This window comes from Paenibacillus sp. Y930, from assembly GCF_056786375.1.
In genome coordinates, this window is record NZ_JBXCIX010000004.1 from 350,583 (window position 1) to 368,421 (window position 17,839).

14 protein-coding genes and 1 riboswitch are annotated in these 17,839 nt (G+C 38.2%); of the genes, 13 read left to right on the plus strand and 1 reads right to left on the minus strand.

Translation table 11 applies throughout. The features are described 5' to 3' along the window. Positions 1 to 4 precede the first annotated feature (4 nt). The 8 genes from AC1TO5_RS14010 to AC1TO5_RS14045 all read left to right on the plus strand — a co-directional run bounded on the left by AC1TO5_RS14010 (position 5) and on the right by AC1TO5_RS14045 (position 12,646). Complete coding sequence (locus tag AC1TO5_RS14010) at positions 5 to 1,744, plus strand: prenyltransferase/squalene oxidase repeat-containing protein (protein WP_482063441.1); 1,740 nt, start codon at positions 5 to 7, stop codon at positions 1,742 to 1,744. Between the two features lie 130 nt (positions 1,745 to 1,874). Then, complete coding sequence (locus AC1TO5_RS14015; protein WP_482063442.1) at positions 1,875 to 3,032, plus strand: YecA family protein; 1,158 nt, start codon at positions 1,875 to 1,877, stop codon at positions 3,030 to 3,032. Positions 3,033 to 3,082: 50 nt separating this feature from the next. After that, positions 3,083 to 3,277: riboswitch (cobalamin riboswitch) on the plus strand. A gap of 140 nt (positions 3,278 to 3,417) precedes the next feature. Continuing rightward, a complete protein-coding gene (locus AC1TO5_RS14020) occupies positions 3,418 to 7,410 on the plus strand; it encodes an S-layer homology domain-containing protein (protein ID WP_482063443.1) in 3,993 nt (1,330 codons plus the stop codon). Between the two features lie 69 nt (positions 7,411 to 7,479). After that, positions 7,480 to 8,439 carry a DUF4430 domain-containing protein gene (locus AC1TO5_RS14025; RefSeq protein ID WP_482063444.1) on the plus strand — a complete coding sequence of 320 codons (960 nt, stop codon included), beginning with the start codon at positions 7,480 to 7,482 and terminating at the stop codon, positions 8,437 to 8,439. Then, positions 8,436 to 9,329: an energy-coupling factor transporter transmembrane component T gene (locus AC1TO5_RS14030; protein WP_482063445.1), complete on the plus strand. Its 894-nt coding sequence runs from the start codon at positions 8,436 to 8,438 to the stop codon at positions 9,327 to 9,329. The genes AC1TO5_RS14025 and AC1TO5_RS14030 overlap by 4 nt, the downstream gene beginning before the upstream one ends. Further along, on the plus strand, positions 9,302 to 10,972 hold the full coding sequence (locus tag AC1TO5_RS14035; protein WP_482063446.1) for an ABC transporter ATP-binding protein: 1,671 nt from the start codon (positions 9,302 to 9,304) through the stop codon (positions 10,970 to 10,972). The genes AC1TO5_RS14030 and AC1TO5_RS14035 overlap by 28 nt, the downstream gene beginning before the upstream one ends. Beyond that, positions 10,954 to 11,679 (plus strand): ECF transporter S component, encoded by a 726-nt coding sequence (locus AC1TO5_RS14040; RefSeq protein WP_482063447.1) that lies wholly within the window; start codon positions 10,954 to 10,956, stop codon positions 11,677 to 11,679. The genes AC1TO5_RS14035 and AC1TO5_RS14040 overlap by 19 nt, the downstream gene beginning before the upstream one ends. 136 nt (positions 11,680 to 11,815) lie before the next feature. Next, positions 11,816 to 12,646 carry a flagellin N-terminal helical domain-containing protein gene (locus tag AC1TO5_RS14045; RefSeq protein ID WP_482063448.1) on the plus strand — a complete coding sequence of 277 codons (831 nt, stop codon included), beginning with the start codon at positions 11,816 to 11,818 and terminating at the stop codon, positions 12,644 to 12,646. Between the two features lie 26 nt (positions 12,647 to 12,672). Here the strand turns inward: AC1TO5_RS14045 and AC1TO5_RS14050 are convergent, their stop codons facing one another. Then, positions 12,673 to 12,981, minus strand: a complete 309-nt coding sequence (locus AC1TO5_RS14050) for a hypothetical protein (RefSeq protein ID WP_482063449.1) — start codon at positions 12,979 to 12,981, stop codon at positions 12,673 to 12,675. 160 nt (positions 12,982 to 13,141) lie between these two features. Between AC1TO5_RS14050 and AC1TO5_RS14055 the strand changes: the two genes are divergently transcribed. The 5 genes from AC1TO5_RS14055 to AC1TO5_RS14075 all read left to right on the plus strand — a co-directional run bounded on the left by AC1TO5_RS14055 (position 13,142) and on the right by AC1TO5_RS14075 (position 17,819). Then, positions 13,142 to 13,528: a hypothetical protein gene (locus tag AC1TO5_RS14055; protein ID WP_482063450.1), complete on the plus strand. Its 387-nt coding sequence runs from the start codon at positions 13,142 to 13,144 to the stop codon at positions 13,526 to 13,528. 322 nt (positions 13,529 to 13,850) lie between these two features. Then, a complete protein-coding gene (locus AC1TO5_RS14060; protein WP_482063451.1) occupies positions 13,851 to 14,831 on the plus strand; it encodes a ring-cleaving dioxygenase in 981 nt (326 codons plus the stop codon). Positions 14,832 to 14,840: 9 nt separating this feature from the next. Further along, positions 14,841 to 15,440 (plus strand): NADPH-dependent FMN reductase, encoded by a 600-nt coding sequence (locus tag AC1TO5_RS14065; RefSeq protein ID WP_482063452.1) that lies wholly within the window; start codon positions 14,841 to 14,843, stop codon positions 15,438 to 15,440. Between the two features lie 193 nt (positions 15,441 to 15,633). Next, the gene (locus AC1TO5_RS14070) at positions 15,634 to 16,533 is read left to right on the plus strand and encodes a LysR family transcriptional regulator (protein ID WP_482063453.1); all 900 of its coding nucleotides are present in this window, start codon (positions 15,634 to 15,636) and stop codon (positions 16,531 to 16,533) included. 167 nt (positions 16,534 to 16,700) lie between these two features. Further along, positions 16,701 to 17,819 carry a 5-methyltetrahydropteroyltriglutamate--homocysteine S-methyltransferase gene (locus tag AC1TO5_RS14075; protein ID WP_482063454.1) on the plus strand — a complete coding sequence of 373 codons (1,119 nt, stop codon included), beginning with the start codon at positions 16,701 to 16,703 and terminating at the stop codon, positions 17,817 to 17,819. The last annotated feature ends 20 nt before the right edge of the window (positions 17,820 to 17,839 follow it).

Below are 17,839 nucleotides of genomic sequence, written 5' to 3' on the forward strand. Positions count from 1 at the left end.
ACCGATGAATCCACAGCTTTTGCGGAAATTAGTTGTGCTTAATGATCAAGAAGTAGCCTATGCCTTAGAGAGACAAATCAGTGATGGTGGGCGGAATGACGGAGGAGTTAGAGAGCCGCATACTGGGTTGCCAACGCCAACCCATGTTGGAACCGGAAGTTCTGTTGCCTCGATGGTTGCTGCACTATATTCTAATGAATCATATTATTATCAAAGTAATACGGTGCGTGTAGCTTTATATAAAGCACTTGATTTTATTAATCGCCGCCAACATGAGGATGGTACGATTTCACTTGGTAGCACGAATTATAATTCTCCTCCGGATACTGCGTTTATGGTAAATGGGATGGCTCAAGTTTATAGCATTTTATTGAAGGATTCCTCTGAACAAGGGGGGGAGTTGGCTGAAAAATCGAGATTGTTTCTACTTCGTTCGATTCCAGCGATGCTGACAGGTGGTGGACATACGCCTAATCATCGATGGGTCATTACAGCAGCGTTATCATGGTTATATTATTATTTCAAGGATGAGGCTTTAGTTGCACGGATAGAAGAGTGGTTGGATGAGGGATTAGATTGTACATTAGATGGTGAATGGAGCGAGCGCAGTAACGGAATATACAATGCGGTTACGAATATTTCATTAATCTTTGCTTCACAGTGGTTGGAGCGACCAGAGTTACTAGATTCAGTTAGACGTAATCTGGAAATGATGGCTTACCTTATTTATGAGGATGGAGAAGTAATTACCGATTATTCTGGTCGTCAGGACTGGGGAGCACGTCATTCCATTTGTGAATATTTTCTATGTTATCAATGGATGGCAGCACAAGATCAACATTCGTTGTTTGCAACGATGCTTGATCTCGCAGGTCAGAATTTGAGTCATATGGGCTCAATCAATAACCATGTGTTGCTTGGTTCAATGGTCATGAATTATCCGAATCTTGACAATATATCACGAGTTCCACTACCTGATGGTTACACGAAGAAAATTAATTTTAACTATCCGATTGAAGAGCATTTAGAGCAGATGAAAACGGTTGGTCATCATGGTTTAATTGAACATAGTAGTATGCATACATCCTTTGGATCTCCAATTGTTCGTTATAAGGATGGCAACGAAACGGTTTTGTTAATGACGAGAACGCCTTCTTGCTTATCCGTAAGAAAAGGAGCAGCCAAATTACTAGCAGTAAGTATTGCAAGCACATTTAGCCCAGGAATTACTACGATGGAACAATTAACAGAAACCGAAACTGGCTTTGCTTTACGTGGTGGATTTAAGAAGGGATATTATGGACCGATTCGTAAAGATATATTACCGTCTTCTGCTCAAGAAGACATTAGTCCGTGGTATCTGCTACCACATCAGCATCGTCCATTAACGCATGTACAAGAACAACGGATTGATGTGAAAGTAGATCATCATGAGAAACAATGGATTGTAACGATTGAAAGTGATGACCGTCCCGATGTGATTACGCAAGTAGCCTTATTATTCTCACCAGACACCGTAATTTCTGGTGAAGGACTTGAGGCTACTGAACCGCATGTTTGGTATTGGAGTGGGGAACCATTGCAAGTTGCAGGAACTGATGGCAATACATTTGTCATGTCTGGTGGAGCTAAAGATCATCTCCAGGTTCAGTTACGCAATGCAATACCATCAGGATTATCGAAAAAGGTCATTATTAATTTGGTGACGCCATTTAAACATAAACTTGTTATTGATATGTCGTAACATAGAAAATCTAACTTCGGCAGGGTAATATAATTTCCTTTCGAAGTTAGTTCTCTAGTTGCTCTAATGCTATAATGTAATATACTAACTTAATAGTACAGAAATAATTCGAATAGATTGAGGGTTGAATATGAAGGAATCATCTGAAGCGGCATTATATCACGCATTGAATATAGAATATGCGATCCATAGTGAAGCTAAGTACAAGCTAGCTGAGCTGTTAACAGAAGTTAAAAAAGACGAGTTAATACAATTTGCGAAGAAAGTAAAACTTGTAGGTTACTCTAAATTGAATAAAGAAAATTTAGCGTCCGCATTAACGCAACATCTTGCAAGTGTTGAGTATTTAACAGAAAGTCTAATGTTATCGACGGATCAAGAGCTTGAGTTTTGGCAAGCTGTGTACCACAATCCTGAACAATTGACGGTAGAGATTATACCTGGAAAGTATCGCTTCCTTCAAATGCAAGGTATCTTGTACTCATTCTATCATCAAGAGAAGCTTATCTACGTCATCCCTGAAGAGATTAAAGCTCTGTATGATGAGTTAAATTGGAATGAATTAATGAAAGATCGTGAATTAAAGCAGTTAGTTTTACAATATACATTAGCAGCTGCTCATTTGTATGGAACAATTAGTTTACAGGAACTCGTTGATATATATAATGGACACAATGAACAAGTGATTACGATGGAAGAGTTTGAGAATATTGCTAATTACTATTTACAAAGACCTCAAAGCTATGATTGGTACAGTGGTCAATTCATTTGTACTTATTTTGAAGAGGACAATATGGATGAATATGAGGACTTACTTGAGTTAGTGCAGGATAAGCCTAGATATGTGCCGAGCAAAGAGAGCTTCTTAAAGTACGCGGATGATTTGTATTTCGAGATTACTCCTAGCTATAAGCAACTTTATCAGTACTTAGTTGATGAGCTACATGTGAATGTTATGCTAGCTACGGATATTACAGATGATGTACAGCTTGCTTGCTCAATGGAAGAACCGTTAAATGAAATTGTGTTCGAAATTGAGAGAAGAGATATAGTATTCAAAGGCAGGAAGCAAATACAAAAAGTAACGGCGTTGGTCATTGAACTATATAATGATACTAGGCTATGGTCCAATGTTGGATTTACTCCGGCCGAGCTAGCGAGTTTCTCGCAAGAGGTACAATCAAAACCGCCTGTACTATCTCTGGTAGGTCCCTCCAATAAGATTGGTAGAAATGATCCTTGCCCATGTGGTAGTGGCTTGAAATATAAAAAATGCTGTGGAAAGTAATACAATATAACAATGACAAATAGCTAGTTATCAGCTATGATGAACAAATAATTGTATATCCAACGATAGGTGCCGATATTGATCCTTTAAGGATTCGTTATTGGTTAAAAGGGAAGTGGGTGAAAATCCCACGCGGTCCCGCCGCTGTAAAAGAGGAGTTTATGCTTAATGCCACTGGGAAACTGGGAAGGCGGCATAAATGATGAATCTTGAGCCAGAATACCTGCCTATCGTGTCACACCAATTTTTCTACGATGGATAGGAAGGTGTTTATTTTTGCGTGCAAATGATAACCTATCGCAATTTTAAACCTCTTATCTCATGGTAAGAGGTTTTTTGTTGTGATTAGGATGCAACTAGAGAAGCTTGAGAGGAGTTTTTGGAAGTGAGAAGAAACAAATGGTTAGCGTGGTTATTGATTGTCAGTTTGATTTTATCGACATCTATGACCAATGGATCTGTAGCATTGGCAAGTGTTGGTGAAAGTATTGAGGTCGGACAAGTTGAGGTAAGTAATGATGCTATATTAATTAATACAGAGGGTCTATCTGCGGCTATTGATGCAATCGATAATAGTGCGATACAAGCGAAGCTCTTATCGAAATCTTATGTACTTGAAGCATATGATCAGGCTAATATAGTTCTTAACGATTTGGAAAGTGATCAAGTGAGTGTAGATCTAGCTCAATCTGAACTTGAAGATGCTATATTTCTTGCTAATCAACTAGAACTTAATCTAGCATATATTCTTCGCACAGTAACTAATCCGACGTTCGGTACTGGTGGTGGTGAATGGTCAATCCTTTCACTTGCTAGAGCCAATTATGATGTGCCAGAAGGTTACTATGATCTTTATTATGAAAATATCGAGAAAAATGTAGCACAGCTAATGGTTGCCAACAAAGGACTACTACATAAAGTCAAAGGAACAGAACATACCAGATTAATACTTGGTCTTACATCTATAGGAAAAGATATATATGATGTTGCCGGATATGATATTTCATATGCTCTTGCAGACTATAGTTATGTTGTTAAGCAAGGGATTAATGGTCCAATCTTCGCACTTATTGGATTGAATACATATCAGTATCCTTTCCCAATCAATGACTCTGTCGCTGTCCAATCAACTGAGGATATGTTAATTGAATATATTTTGGGTAAAGAGATTAATAAGGATTCAGTTTCCGCTGGTGGATGGGCATTAGGTGGCGCAGTAGCTGATCCTGATATTACAGGGATGGCGATTCAAGCACTAGCTCCATACTATGAAACCAATGCTGAAGTTCGAGAAGTAATAGATCGTGCAGTAATTTGGCTTTCTTCGGCTCAATTAGTGACTGGTGGATATATGACTTGGGGAGCAGAAAATGCAGAGAGCACCGCACAAGTAATTGTTGCGTTAACGGCAATTGGCATTAATCCACATTCTGATGATCGTTTCATTAAAAATGGATTATCAGCAGTCGATGCACTTGTGGAATACACGATTCCTAGCGGAGGATTTAAGCACACACTTACTACTGGTGTTAATGGGATGGCAACAGATCAAGGAACATATGCTTTAGTTGCCTACGAGCGTTTCCTAGAAGGAAAGACTGCGCTATATGATATGACGGATGTTGTATTGGAAAAAGAGGAAGCTCCTGATACACCTGATACACCTGATGAAGATGATGGTTCTATTAAAGTTCCAGAAGGTAATACGCCTGAAATTAAGATCGCAGATGATGGTAAGCCTTATGAAATTGCTATTACAGCGGATGATAACAATAAAGAGATTACTATTCTAATAGATAGTCAGAAAGTTGACCCTGTTCGTATCAATGTTACACCTGAAGAAGCATTGCCAGCTATTACGGCTACAAAAGGGAATGTATCTATTACAATTCCTAAAGATACAAAAGTCAAAAGTCATAATACAGGTTCAATTGAACTTCTTACGACTGCTACATTCGATGCTGATGCGCTAAGTCAACAGATTAGTACGATTATGGCAGTAAATAAAAAACTCGAAGATATCGCGTATTTTGTTACGATGGGCAGTTCTTCTAAAGTAGAATTTAGCAACGTTGTCACAATGACATTTGCTGGAGCGGCTGGTCAAGAGGCTGCCTATATTCAAGAGAATTCTATTTACCCTATTACGAAATTTGCAACAAAAGCTCAAGGGATAGTAAGTGGCTTATCAGAATTTGCTTATGATCAAGGTAATGATTTAATTATCGAAACGAATCACTTTACACAGTTCGTTGCCTACTCTACTGCTACCATTGATCAATCTGGTGGTGGAGGAGATGGAGGGAATTCCAGCAATCCAGGAAACGGTGGAGTTACTACAGCTACAGTAACTTTATCCGTTGATAAATTAACGATCGATAAAGGTTATGTTGTTAGTCCAATTACTGTCGAGCTGCAAACTGGTGATACAGCTTGGTCGGTGTTGAAACGAGTGTTAGATAGTAAGTCTATTGCTTATAACTATCAATGGACAGAAAAATACAACAGCGTCTACATTCAATCTATTGCTGATGATGGTGAATTTGACCATGGCGCAGGCAGCGGTTGGATGTACAATGTCAACGGGATCTATCCGAATTATGGCGCTAGTCTATATAATCTTCAAGGTGGAGAATCCCTACAATGGCGATATACGACTAATTTGGGTGATGATCTAGGTGTCGATCCATGTGAGTGGGACGACGATAATGCCACTTGTGATAGAGATGATGATTCTGTCGAAGATGGAGACGATAATTCTACTGAAGGCGGAGCCTCTGGAGATGGTAATAATCAAACAAATGGTAACAATTCAAATACGAATAATGGTAATGTTGCTAATTCTGAGACTGACCAGGAGCAAACGAATAAGCCTTCAATTAAAGCACTCTACAGTGATTACAAGTCAATTTCAGCTTGGGCAGTTGATGCTATCCAGCAAGCAACTAATCAAGGTTTTATTCAAGGTAGTAACGATAAGTTTAATCCTCAATCATCGATAACTAGAGCTGAATTCACCAAAATATTAGTATCACTATTAAATCTCGAAACTGAAGTAGATCAAGCGATAACATTTACCGATGTAGCAAGTAGAGATTGGTTCTATCCTTATATTAATGTAGCTTACAAAAATGGTTTAATTAATGGCTACAACAATAAATTCAATCCGCAGGCAACAATTACTCGTGAAGAAATGGCAGTCATTATAGCTAGAGCTTTGGAACTGACTAAGGGTGACTCTACAAGTTCCATTAAAGATATTGATAAAGTATCAGCTTGGGCTAAGCTAGATGTTGAAGCGGTAGTTGCCTTAGGTTTAATGGTTGGTGACGCAACAGGCTTTAATCCACAAGCAGCAGTGACAAGAGAAATGGCAGCTGTTGTAGCTGTCCGATCTTATTTATATAAGCAGGATACTACTGCTTATCAAGCATCGCTAGAAGTTACTAATATTAATAATCAGCTTAGAAAAACAGCTTCGTTCTTACAGGCATCTGTAACCGACCCTGTTATTGCTAGCATTGGCGGCGATTGGACTGTGCTTGGTTTAGCACGTTCTAGTCAGCAAATTGATCCATCCTATTATGCTAACTATTATGAAAATGTGGTACAGACACTTACAGACAATGCTGGGAAACTTCATAATGTAAAATACACGGAATATGACAGAGTGATTCTAGCACTTACTGCGATTGGAAAAGATATTAAGGATGTAGCTGGCTATGATTTGAGAAAGCCACTTGCTGATTATGAAACAGTAATTAAGCAAGGGATTAATGGTCCAATCTTTGCACTTATTGCTTTGGACAGTAACAACTATGAAATTCCAGTAGTTGAAGAGCTCAAAACGCAAACAACTAGAGAGTTGTTAATTCAATTTATTTTGGATAGGGAAGTATCTGGTGGAGGCTGGGCACTTGGAAGTAAACCTACGGGTGCAGACCCGGATATTACTGCGATGGCTATTCAAGGTTTGACACCATATTACAAGAGTGATGTGAAAGTGAAAGCTGCAGTTGACCGTGGACTTGCATGGTTATCTCAAGCACAACAATCCGATGGTGGTTATACAAGTTGGAATGCACTGAACTCTGAAAGTATTGCACAAGTGATCGTAGCATTGACTAGTGTTGGAATTAATCCTGATCAAGATCCAAGATTTGTTAAAAATGGTCATTCTGTCGTAGACGCACTATTGGGCTACGCTGCATCTAATGGCGGATTCTATCATGTGAAATCTGGTGGAGCAGATAATGGCGGTGCGAAGCCAGGTGAGGTTGATCTAATGGCGACAGATCAAGCTTTCTATGCACTATCTTCCTATGAAAGATACCTTACCGATAAGAACAGACTTTATGATATGACCGATGTAAAATAATACATTTACACAATAAGCAGAGGCGCAATGAAGCGCCTTTGCTTCATTGTTTCATGTGGAGGTTTTAAGATGAATAGAAAGAAATGGGTAACAGCGATTGTAATCGTTAGTATTCTTGCTGCCGCATTTTTCTGGGGAGGAGATTTTCAGAAAAAACCGATAACTACGATTGATCCTCCTACAGATATTGCTAACTTGGCTACCAATAATGAAGAATTCGAATCGACAATCACAGGTGAAGATTCTGAAATGATTGAAGAAGATGAAATAGTCGATGACACTGTAAATTTGGATGACTCCATTGCGATAGAGGATATAGCGAGTGAAAATATTGCGAACACTGGCTCCATAGAGCCAAAATTAACAGATGCGGTTGATAGTGGAACTAAGCAAGGAGTAGAAACTGAGCAACAGGCGAAGTCTGATGAAGTAACTGTGAAACCCACTACTACTCCGAAGGTTAAGCCAACTACAGTACCAGTTGCTACGCCAAAAGCTACTGTAGCACCTCAGGAAAAGGAAAAAGAAAAGTATGAAACGGATCCTATTCCAGCTGGAAAACCAAAGCCTGTCGAATGGCAAGATGTTGACATTGACACGGAGAAAGAGCTAACCGTTACATTATCTGTGTCAGCTGCAACGATACTTAATAACCTTAATATTTTCAATGAGGATAAGCTTGAAGTACTTCCGAAGGATGGCAACATATATGCAGCCCGAAAAGTTGTTTTCTATGAAGGTGAATCGGTGTTCGATGTTTTACTGCGAGAGATGAAAGCAAATAAGATTCATATGGAATTCGAGATGACACCCATCTACAACAGTAACTACATTGAAGGAATTAATAATCTATACGAATTCGATTGTGGAGAATTAAGTGGATGGATGTATAAAGTTAATGGATGGTTTCCAAATTACGGAGCAAGTAGATATGCATTACAAGATGGAGACATCGTGGAGTGGGTATACACTTGTGATCTGGGCCGAGATGTTGGTGGTTATGTTGCAGTAGCGGGAGATAAGCAATGAGTAGAGATACATTCTCAACCTATCATCCAATTGTTAATTTCACTTATTTTGCTGCAGTTTTATGCTTTAGTATGATCTTTATGCACCCAATTTTTCAAATTATTGCATTGATAAGTGCCGTGACCTATTCGATCTTGTTGAAGGGGAGAAAAGCAGTCATCTTCAACTTTATCTATATGCTACCGTTAATGCTATTCATGGCAGTGCTCAATCCAGTCTTTAATCATGAGGGAGTTACAATTTTATTTTATCTCAACAATGGAAATCCGATTACAATGGAATCGATTCTGTATGGAGTGGCAATGGCATGTATGTTTATTACAGTAATGATATGGTTTTCTTGCTATAACGCAGTCATGAGTTCTGATAAATTCATATATTTGTTTGGAAAAATGATACCTGCATGGTCACTTATATTGTCGATGGCATTGCGATTTGTACCACGCTATAGAGAGCAACTTATTATCATTTCAAATGCGCAAAAATGTATAGGTAGAGATATTACACAGGGGAATTTAATTCAGAGAGGACGTAATGGATTAACTATTCTTTCGATCATGACCACTTGGGCATTGGAAAATGCTATTGAAACGGCAGATTCCATGAAATCCAGAGGCTATGGATTGCCAGGCAGAACAAGCTTTTCAATTTACCGATTCGATGGTAGAGATAGAAAAGCATTTGGACTTCTTGTGCTATTCATTATCATTATTCTAATTGGAGCATCGTTAGGTGAGAATAGTATTCGTTATTTTCCTTCTATTAAATACGTAGATATTACTGCTATGAGCATAGTTACTTATGGCACTTATTTTATTTTGTGTATGGTACCAGTCATATTGAATATTGCGGAGGAATGGAAATGGAATTATATCGAATCGAACAATTAAGTTTTTCATTTCCAGAAAGTGTGCAAGAAACGCTTTCCAATATTAATTTAACGATCCAAAGTGGAGAGTTTATCGTGATGTGCGGACGGTCAGGTAGTGGGAAAAGCACATTTCTAAGACAATTGAAAACAGTACTTTCGCCGCATGGCAGTCGCAAAGGTGAAATTTATTATTGTGGAACAGAGCTAAGAGAAGTGGGATTTCGTACAGAAGCATCTGAAATTGGGTTTGTTCAGCAAAACGTAGATAATGGAATTGTTACGGATAAAGTGTGGCATGAGCTTGCTTTTGGACTTGAAAGTTTAGGCTTCGATCAAGCAACGATACGACTTCGTGTTGCGGAGATGGCTAGTTTTTTCGGTATTCAACATTGGTTTCATAAAGATGTATCAGAGCTTTCTGGCGGTCAAAAGCAGTTATTAAACTTAGCTTCTATTATGGCGATGCACCCTTCTATACTAATTCTGGATGAACCAACATCTCAACTTGATCCTATTGCAGCTACAGAATTTTTGACGACATTGAAAAAAATCAATCAGGAGCTAGGAACGACGATTCTAATGACTGAGCATCGTTTGGAGGAGGTTCTTCCACTGGCAGAGCGACTTATTGTCATGGATGAGGGAAGAATTTTACTAGATGATACGCCGCGTAAAGTGGGCCAAGAACTGGCTCATATGACACATCCTTTATTTACTTCGATGCCTTCTCCGATGCAAATTCAAGCTGCTGTTATGAATGATGGAGAAGCGCCTATTACGGTAAAGGAAGGACGACAATGGCTTGATACATTTCTTGTGGGCAAAGATTCTGTTACTACAGTTCCGCAGGCTGTACATATTAAGCGAAAAGAAGATCAGGTTATCGAGTTTAGAGAGGTGTGGTTTAAGTACGATAAGGCTGGACCGGACGTTATCAAAGATTTATCTTTTTCAGTGAGCAAGGGAGAGTTTTACTGTATCGTAGGTGGCAATGGTGCAGGTAAAACGTCAACATTATCACTCATCAGTCGTATTCATACGCCATATCGAGGGGAAATATGGCTTAGTGGTCAGAAGTTGAAAAGCTGGAGCAGTACGGAGTTATTTACTAATCATTTAGGAATATTACCCCAAAATTCGCAGACCTTGTTTGTCAAGAAAACAGTAGAGTTAGATCTCTATGAAATGTTGAAGGGTACTTCACTTAGTCTTGAGCAAAAGCAATTGAAGATTCGGGAGATTGTTCAGTTTGCGGAGCTGGAGCCACTACTGAATAGACATCCTTATGATTTGAGTGGGGGAGAACAGCAACGTGCAGCCTTAGCTAAAGTACTTCTATTAGAACCAACGATTCTGTTACTGGATGAGCCTACGAAAGGACTTGATGGTTACTTTAAAGAGAAGCTAGCGCAATTTTTAATAGCTTTGAATAAGCGAGGCATTACAATTGTGATGGTTTCTCATGATATTGAGTTTTGTGCACGCTATGGCGAGACATGTGCCATGTTTTTCGATGGAAATATGATTACTACGAATCAAACTAAACAGTTTTTTGCTGGAAATAGTTTTTATACAACTGTGGCCAACCGAATGTGTCGTCATATTTGGCAAGAAGCAGTCACCATTGAGGATGTGATTACACGATGTCGCAGCATCAGTTAACTAAGCAGCGCTTAAGTAGAAGGACATGGCTATCTGCAATTCTCATCTTAATTGTAATACCTGTAACGATTGCGATCGGTATTTTTATATTAGACGATCGAAAATACTATTTTATTAGTTTACTTATTATATTGTATTCGATGCTACCATTTCTAATGGTATTCGAGAAACGTAAGCCGGAGGCAAGAGAACTTATCGTCATTGCTGTGCTCGTAGCTATTGCTGTTGCGGGAAGGGCAGCCTTCTTTATGCTACCTCAAATTAAGCCAGTGGTAGCAATCGTTATTATAGCTGCTGTGTGTCTTGGTGCTGAAGCGGGATTTCTCGTTGGTGTTACTGCGGGATTTGTCTCGAATATCTTCTTTGGGCAAGGACCTTGGACACCATGGCAAATGTTTTGCTTTGGCATTATTGGATTTATTGCAGGTCATCTATTTCAAAAGGGTTGGCTGAAAAGATCAAGGCTTTCACTCTGTATATTTGGCGGATTAGCAACATTTATTATTTACGGTGGTATTATTAATATAGGATCACTGCTTATGTTTACTGCACAATTCTCATGGCCGGCATTATTAGCTACCTATATTTCTGGATTTTGGTTTGATATGATCCATGCCATAGCTACAGTTATATTTTTAATGGTATTATCCAAGCCGATGATCGAGAAGCTAGAACGAATTAAAATAAAGTATGGTTTAGTGGAGTAGTTTTTTATTTGAATTTGTATTAAATATTTACTTGAATAGCTTATTATTATATGTTAGTTGACTTATTGTGTAATTAGGTTAATTTCATTATAATGGAAATAGTAGAATACAAATATCTAGAGGGAGGGTTATATTCATGTATATTAGAACGAATATTATGGCAATGAATGTTCTCAACAATCTTTACGCTCATAATAATCAAATTTCTAAAGCAATGGAGAGACTTTCTACTGGATATCGTATTAACAGAGCGGCTGATGATGCAGCAGGCCTTGCTATTTCTGAAAACATGAGATATCAAATTAATGGACTTAATCAAGCTTCTAGAAATATACAAGATGGTATTTCTTTAATTCAAACTGCTGAAGGTGCGACGCAGGAAATTCATGCGATGCTGCAAAGAATGAATGTACTAGCGAATCAGTCTGCTAATGGTACTTATTCGGATTCGGATCGAGCAAAACTTCAATTGGAATTTTCGCAATTAAAGGAAGAAATTAATGCTATAGCTGAAAAAAGTAATTTTAATGGAATTAAGCTACTTAACGGTGATTTGTCATTACCTGGCCAGGGGCTAAGGATACAGGCAGGTTCGGGTGCTGATGATCATATCATTTTTGATATGCCGAATATTAGAGATGCAATGATCGGAATAGCTGGACTCGATATTTCTACAGCCGCAGGTGCAAGCGGGGCGTTAGCTTCCTTGGAAGTAGCTGTTGATGATGTGTCAACTGGGCGTGCGAAGCTCGGTGCTTATCAGAATCGGTTGGAGCATAGATATAATAGTGTAGTAAATATGTCTATAAATTTAAGTGCTGCTGAATCGAGAATTAGAGATGCTGACATGGCCCAGGAAATGATGAATCTTGTAAGATCACTAATGTTGGCTCAGGTAAGTGTAGCTATGTTGGCACAAGCGAATATGATGCCAAGAAATATATTGAAATTATTAGAGAGTTTATAATAGGTAGGCTATAGCTGGTAACTCAGCTATAGCCTTTTTTTCACGCTATAGTCCTCCAAATAATATGGGTTCAAGATCATTTTCACTTTATTGAGCGCAAACCATTCACCATCCATTTTAATGCTCCCCCGAGAGGTATCGATATCCTCAATCATTCCAATTAGCCGTAAGTCTTCATATTCATCAAACAATTGAAGCTCGATGACAGCATGCTCTAATTTTATAGCTGTAATGTGCTGAAGTATTTGCTCGTAGTGCGGATTGTAATCTATAGCTGTAGTTATATTAGACTGCGGTGCAGCTTTTAGTTCCAAGCATTCGTTTATGATTATCACCTCGTATATCATTATATACGAACGTTTGTTCTAATTCAATGTATTTTTTGAATTCGTGTCGCATATTGTGGGAAATATTTCGATTATTATATACACTAATAATAGTAGAATATTATACATACCTGAAAATACGGAATTACTATATAAAGGAGTGAATCGAATGGACGACGATACGATAGTAGAAAATACGACGATTACGATTAAAGGGAAGTACTATAAGCAATGGTTTTCATACCCTAAATTTGAAGGATCGTTTATTATTAATAATTATGAATCTACAAAAAATACGAATTCAAGCTATATAGCATTTATAGATAAGGATGATAGAAGGTCAATTGGTTATTTATCTTATTCTTTATTTAGTGAGAGGACATTCCAACCAACATTGAATGGAGTATTTAGAATGACTGATAATTTTGAAAATATAAGTATCAATTTGTTTGAACCAATATATGGTGATTCAAAATCTACGAAAGATTTGTGGATTGTTGCACCAGCAAGCTCAAGGGAAGAAGCACTTATCCTATTGAAGGATTTACAAGATTGATTTTGATTTCTTCATTCGATGGAGAGCGGATGTAAATTAGCGATCATACAAGAAATTTAGAAAAGTATTTGACATTAGAAATCACTCGTGATATTATTATCTTAAATTAAAGATGTTCGAAATTGAGATATGGAAAACTAATTATAACTTCAAGCTATTGTGTAGTTAATGACATTAGTGAGAGGATGGAATATGTCCGATTTTAATATCAAGTTAATATTTATTTTTAGCTTATATCTTTAATTAAAGATATATCATCATTTACATTCATATTGAGCATTCTAAAATCAATATATAAAAAGTGTAAGAGAGGGAGATACTAATGGTAAATGAATTAAAAGGTATACATCATGTTACTGCAATTACGAGTAGCGCGGAGAAAAATTATGAATTTTTCACTTACGTACTTGGTATGAGACTTGTTAAAAAGACAGTTAACCAAGACGATATTCAAACGTATCATTTATTTTTTGCAGATGATAAAGGTTCTGCTGGAACGGATATGACATTCTTTGACTTCCCGAATATTGCTAAAGGCGTACATGGGACGAATGAAATTTCCAAAACGTCCTTCCGAGTACCAACAGATGCTGCATTGCAATATTGGGTGAAACGTTTTGACCGACTTAAGGTTGAACATAGTGGAATTCAAGAACAATTTGGCAAGAAGACATTATCTTTCGTCGATTTTGATGATCAGCAATATCAGCTTATTTCAGATGAGCATAATAGTGGAGTTGCTTCGGGTACACCATGGCAAAAAGGTCCGATCCCACTAGAGCATGCAATTACTGGACTCGGTCCAATCTTTATCCGAATCGCTAACTTCGAATACTTTAAGGAAATGTTGGAAAAAGTAATGCTGTTCCGTGAAATAGCTCAAGAGGGCAGCTATTATCTATTTGAAGGCGGTCAAGGTGGTAATGGTGCGCAGATCATAGTTGAGCATAATGATAGCTTACCACCAGCTCGTCAAGGTTATGGTACGGTACATCATGCAGCTTTCAGAGTTGAAGATCGTGCGGTATTGGATGAGTGGACAGCACGTTTTGAGAGCTTTGGGTTTAATACTTCGGGTTATGTTAATCGACATTTCTTCGAATCTTTATATACAAGAGTTGCACCACAAATTTTGTTTGAGCTTGCAACCGATGGGCCTGGCTTTATGGGAGATGAGGAATATGAGACAGTTGGTGAAAAATTATCACTACCACCATTCCTTGAACCTAAGCGTGAGCAAATTGAGAAGCAAGTTAGACCTATAAATACGGTAAGAAGCACAATTGAATTTACTAAGGAGTAAAGAAAAATCATGGGGTTTTTAAGTAATCTATTTGGCACAAACAAAAAAGAAGAAAATAATGGAGGTATTCAAATGTTGAAAATTGGTATCGTTCTAGGTAGTACTCGTGAAGGTCGTGTAAGTCCACAGGTTGGTGAATGGGTAAAAAGCATTGCAGACAAACGTAATGATGCCCAATACGAAATTATCGATATCGCTGATTTCAAATTACCGCTACTTGGTGAAGCAGGCGGCGACGCATCAGGAGCAGGCGAATGGTCCGCTCGCATTAAAGATTGCGATGGCTTCGTATTTATTGTACAAGAATACAATCACTCGATTACTGGCGCTTTGAAAAATGCATTAGATTATCTTCGCGAAGAGTGGAATAACAAAGCTGCTGGTATTGTATCCTATGGTTCTGTGGGTGGAGCGCGTGCAGCTGAGCATTTACGCGGTATTCTTGGTGAACTATTAGTTGCTGATGTTCGTGTACATCCGGCATTATCACTATTCACTGATTTCGAAAATGGCACAGTATTCAAACCAAAAGAAGTTCAAGCGGATTCGGTGAATCAAATGCTTGATCAAGTTATTTCTTGGTCTACGGCGCTAAAAACTATTCGCTAATTGAATAAAGTATAATTGGCTTAGTAGTCATAAACCAGCATGTGCTCATTGCATATGCTGGTTTTTTGACTTTGCAATGAAATGAAATAATCTAACTACCTATAATGATGATACGTTTTCTATGATGCAAGTACTAGTCAATATGATTGTGTTTCGTTATGATGAAGTTATATCATGTTCGTAGGAGGAAATAATGACTCTTCAGCAATTGAAGTACGTGCTAGAAATTAATAAACGAGGCTCGATGAATGAAGCAGCTAGATTTCTCTTCATTTCACAACCAAGTCTCTCCAATGCGATCAAAGAGCTTGAAAATGAACTAAGTATTACGATTTTTGAGCGTACCAATAAAGGAATATCGTTAACACAAGAGGGTATTGAATTTTTGAGCTATGCTCGTCAAGTTGTTGAGCAAGCCGAGCTATTAGAAAATCGTTACTTGAATGCTGCTCCATCACCGCAACATTTCTCTGTATCTACTCAGCATTACGCTTTTGCGGTCAATGCTTTTGTACAGCTAGTGCAAGAGCATGGACAATTGCAATATGAACTAGCACTACGCGAGACAAGAACGTATGATATTATCGATGATGTGAAGTCGATGCGCAGCGAGATTGGCATATTATTTCTTAATGATTTCAACAGAAAAGTTATTTCGAAATTACTTCGTGAAGGTAGATTACTTTTTCACCGCTTATTTATTGCGAAGCCGCATGTATTTATTAGCGTCAATAATCCTTTGGCTAAGCAAGCGTCGGTAACAATGGAAGATCTTGAGGAATATCCGTATCTAAGCTTTGAACAAGGAGAATATAATTCGTTCTATTTTTCCGAGGAAATATTAAGCACCGTTTCCCGTCCCAAAAGTATTAAAGTAACTGACAGAGCAACTTTATTCAATTTGCTTATCGGTCTAAATGGGTACACGATTTCATCGGGTGTATTAAGTAAAGACCTCAACGGAAATGAGATTATACCTGTACCGCTTGATATTGATGATAATATTGAAATTGGTTGGATTGCACATAAAAATGTGAGTTTATCACATTTAGCGGAATTTTATATTGAAGCATTGCACCAGCATATCGAATAAATGCTTAATTTTTTAGTTGATATAGCTTAAAACTATATCTAGACATAGGTTATTGGCTTTACTTATAGGGAGCTTGGCTATGGTAATCTTAATTCAACGACTAATAGAACAGCGGCTTCTAGCAAATACGACTAGAATATGAGCCGCCTTCAGAGGAGAGATTATTTATGTGCACAACTCAGCAATCACCATTCAAAAATGATGTTGTAGGTAGCTTCCTACGACCAGAAATATTAAAACAAGCTCGTCAGCAATTTCTTGACGGAGCAATTACAGATGAGCAACTGAAAGCTATAGAGGATCAAGAGATTATTAATTTAGTAGCGAAGCAAAAAGAAGTTGGCCTACAAGCAGTAACCGATGGGGAATTCAGACGTTCATGGTGGCATCTTGACTTTATGTGGGGATTAGACGGCGTTGAGAAAGCGGCTGTTCCTCAAGGTTATGTATTTCATGGCGTAGAATCTCGTCCAGAAACGGCGCGCGTATCTGGTAAAATCGGATTCAGCTCGCATCCATTCATTAATGATTTCAAATTTTTGCAAGAGGTTGCAGGTGATAATGCGATTGCACGACAAACGATCCCTGCTCCAGCGCAGTTATTGCTTGAGCTGCAACGCTTTGAAAATCAAGCAGCATTGCAACAGTTCTATCCTAATTTCGATGAGCTATTGCATGATATTGCTAACGCTTATCAAGGATTTATTAAAGCGCTCTATGAAGCGGGATGCCGTAGCTTGCAAATAGATGATTGCACTTGGGGAATGCTTTGTGATGAATCGTTCATCACTGCTAGAGAAGCAGAAGGTATATTTGTTGGAGATATTGGTAAAGTGTATGCTGACCTGAACAAGCAAGCAGTAGCTAATTTGCCAGATGATCTTGTCATTACTTCTCATGTGTGCCGTGGTAATTATAAATCTACTTGGGCTGGTGCAGGTAGTTACGATCCAGTAGCAAATACATTATTCAGTATTACCGATTACGATGCATTTTATCTTGAATTTGATACAGACAGATCAGGTACATTTGAGCCGTTGAAGCATGTCCAAGGACAAAAAATCGTGCTTGGTCTTATATCTTCCAAAATTGGTGAGCTAGAAGAGAAAGAAGCGATTATTGCTCGTATTCATGAGGCTGCACAATACGTTCCTCTTGATCAGCTTTGCCTAAGTCCACAATGTGGCTTCGCCTCTACTGAAGAAGGTAATATTATATCAGAAGAGCAACAATGGAATAAGCTGAAATTCATTAAAGAGATTTCTGAAGAAGTATGGGGTAAGTAAGCCCCAATCGAAAAATTCTC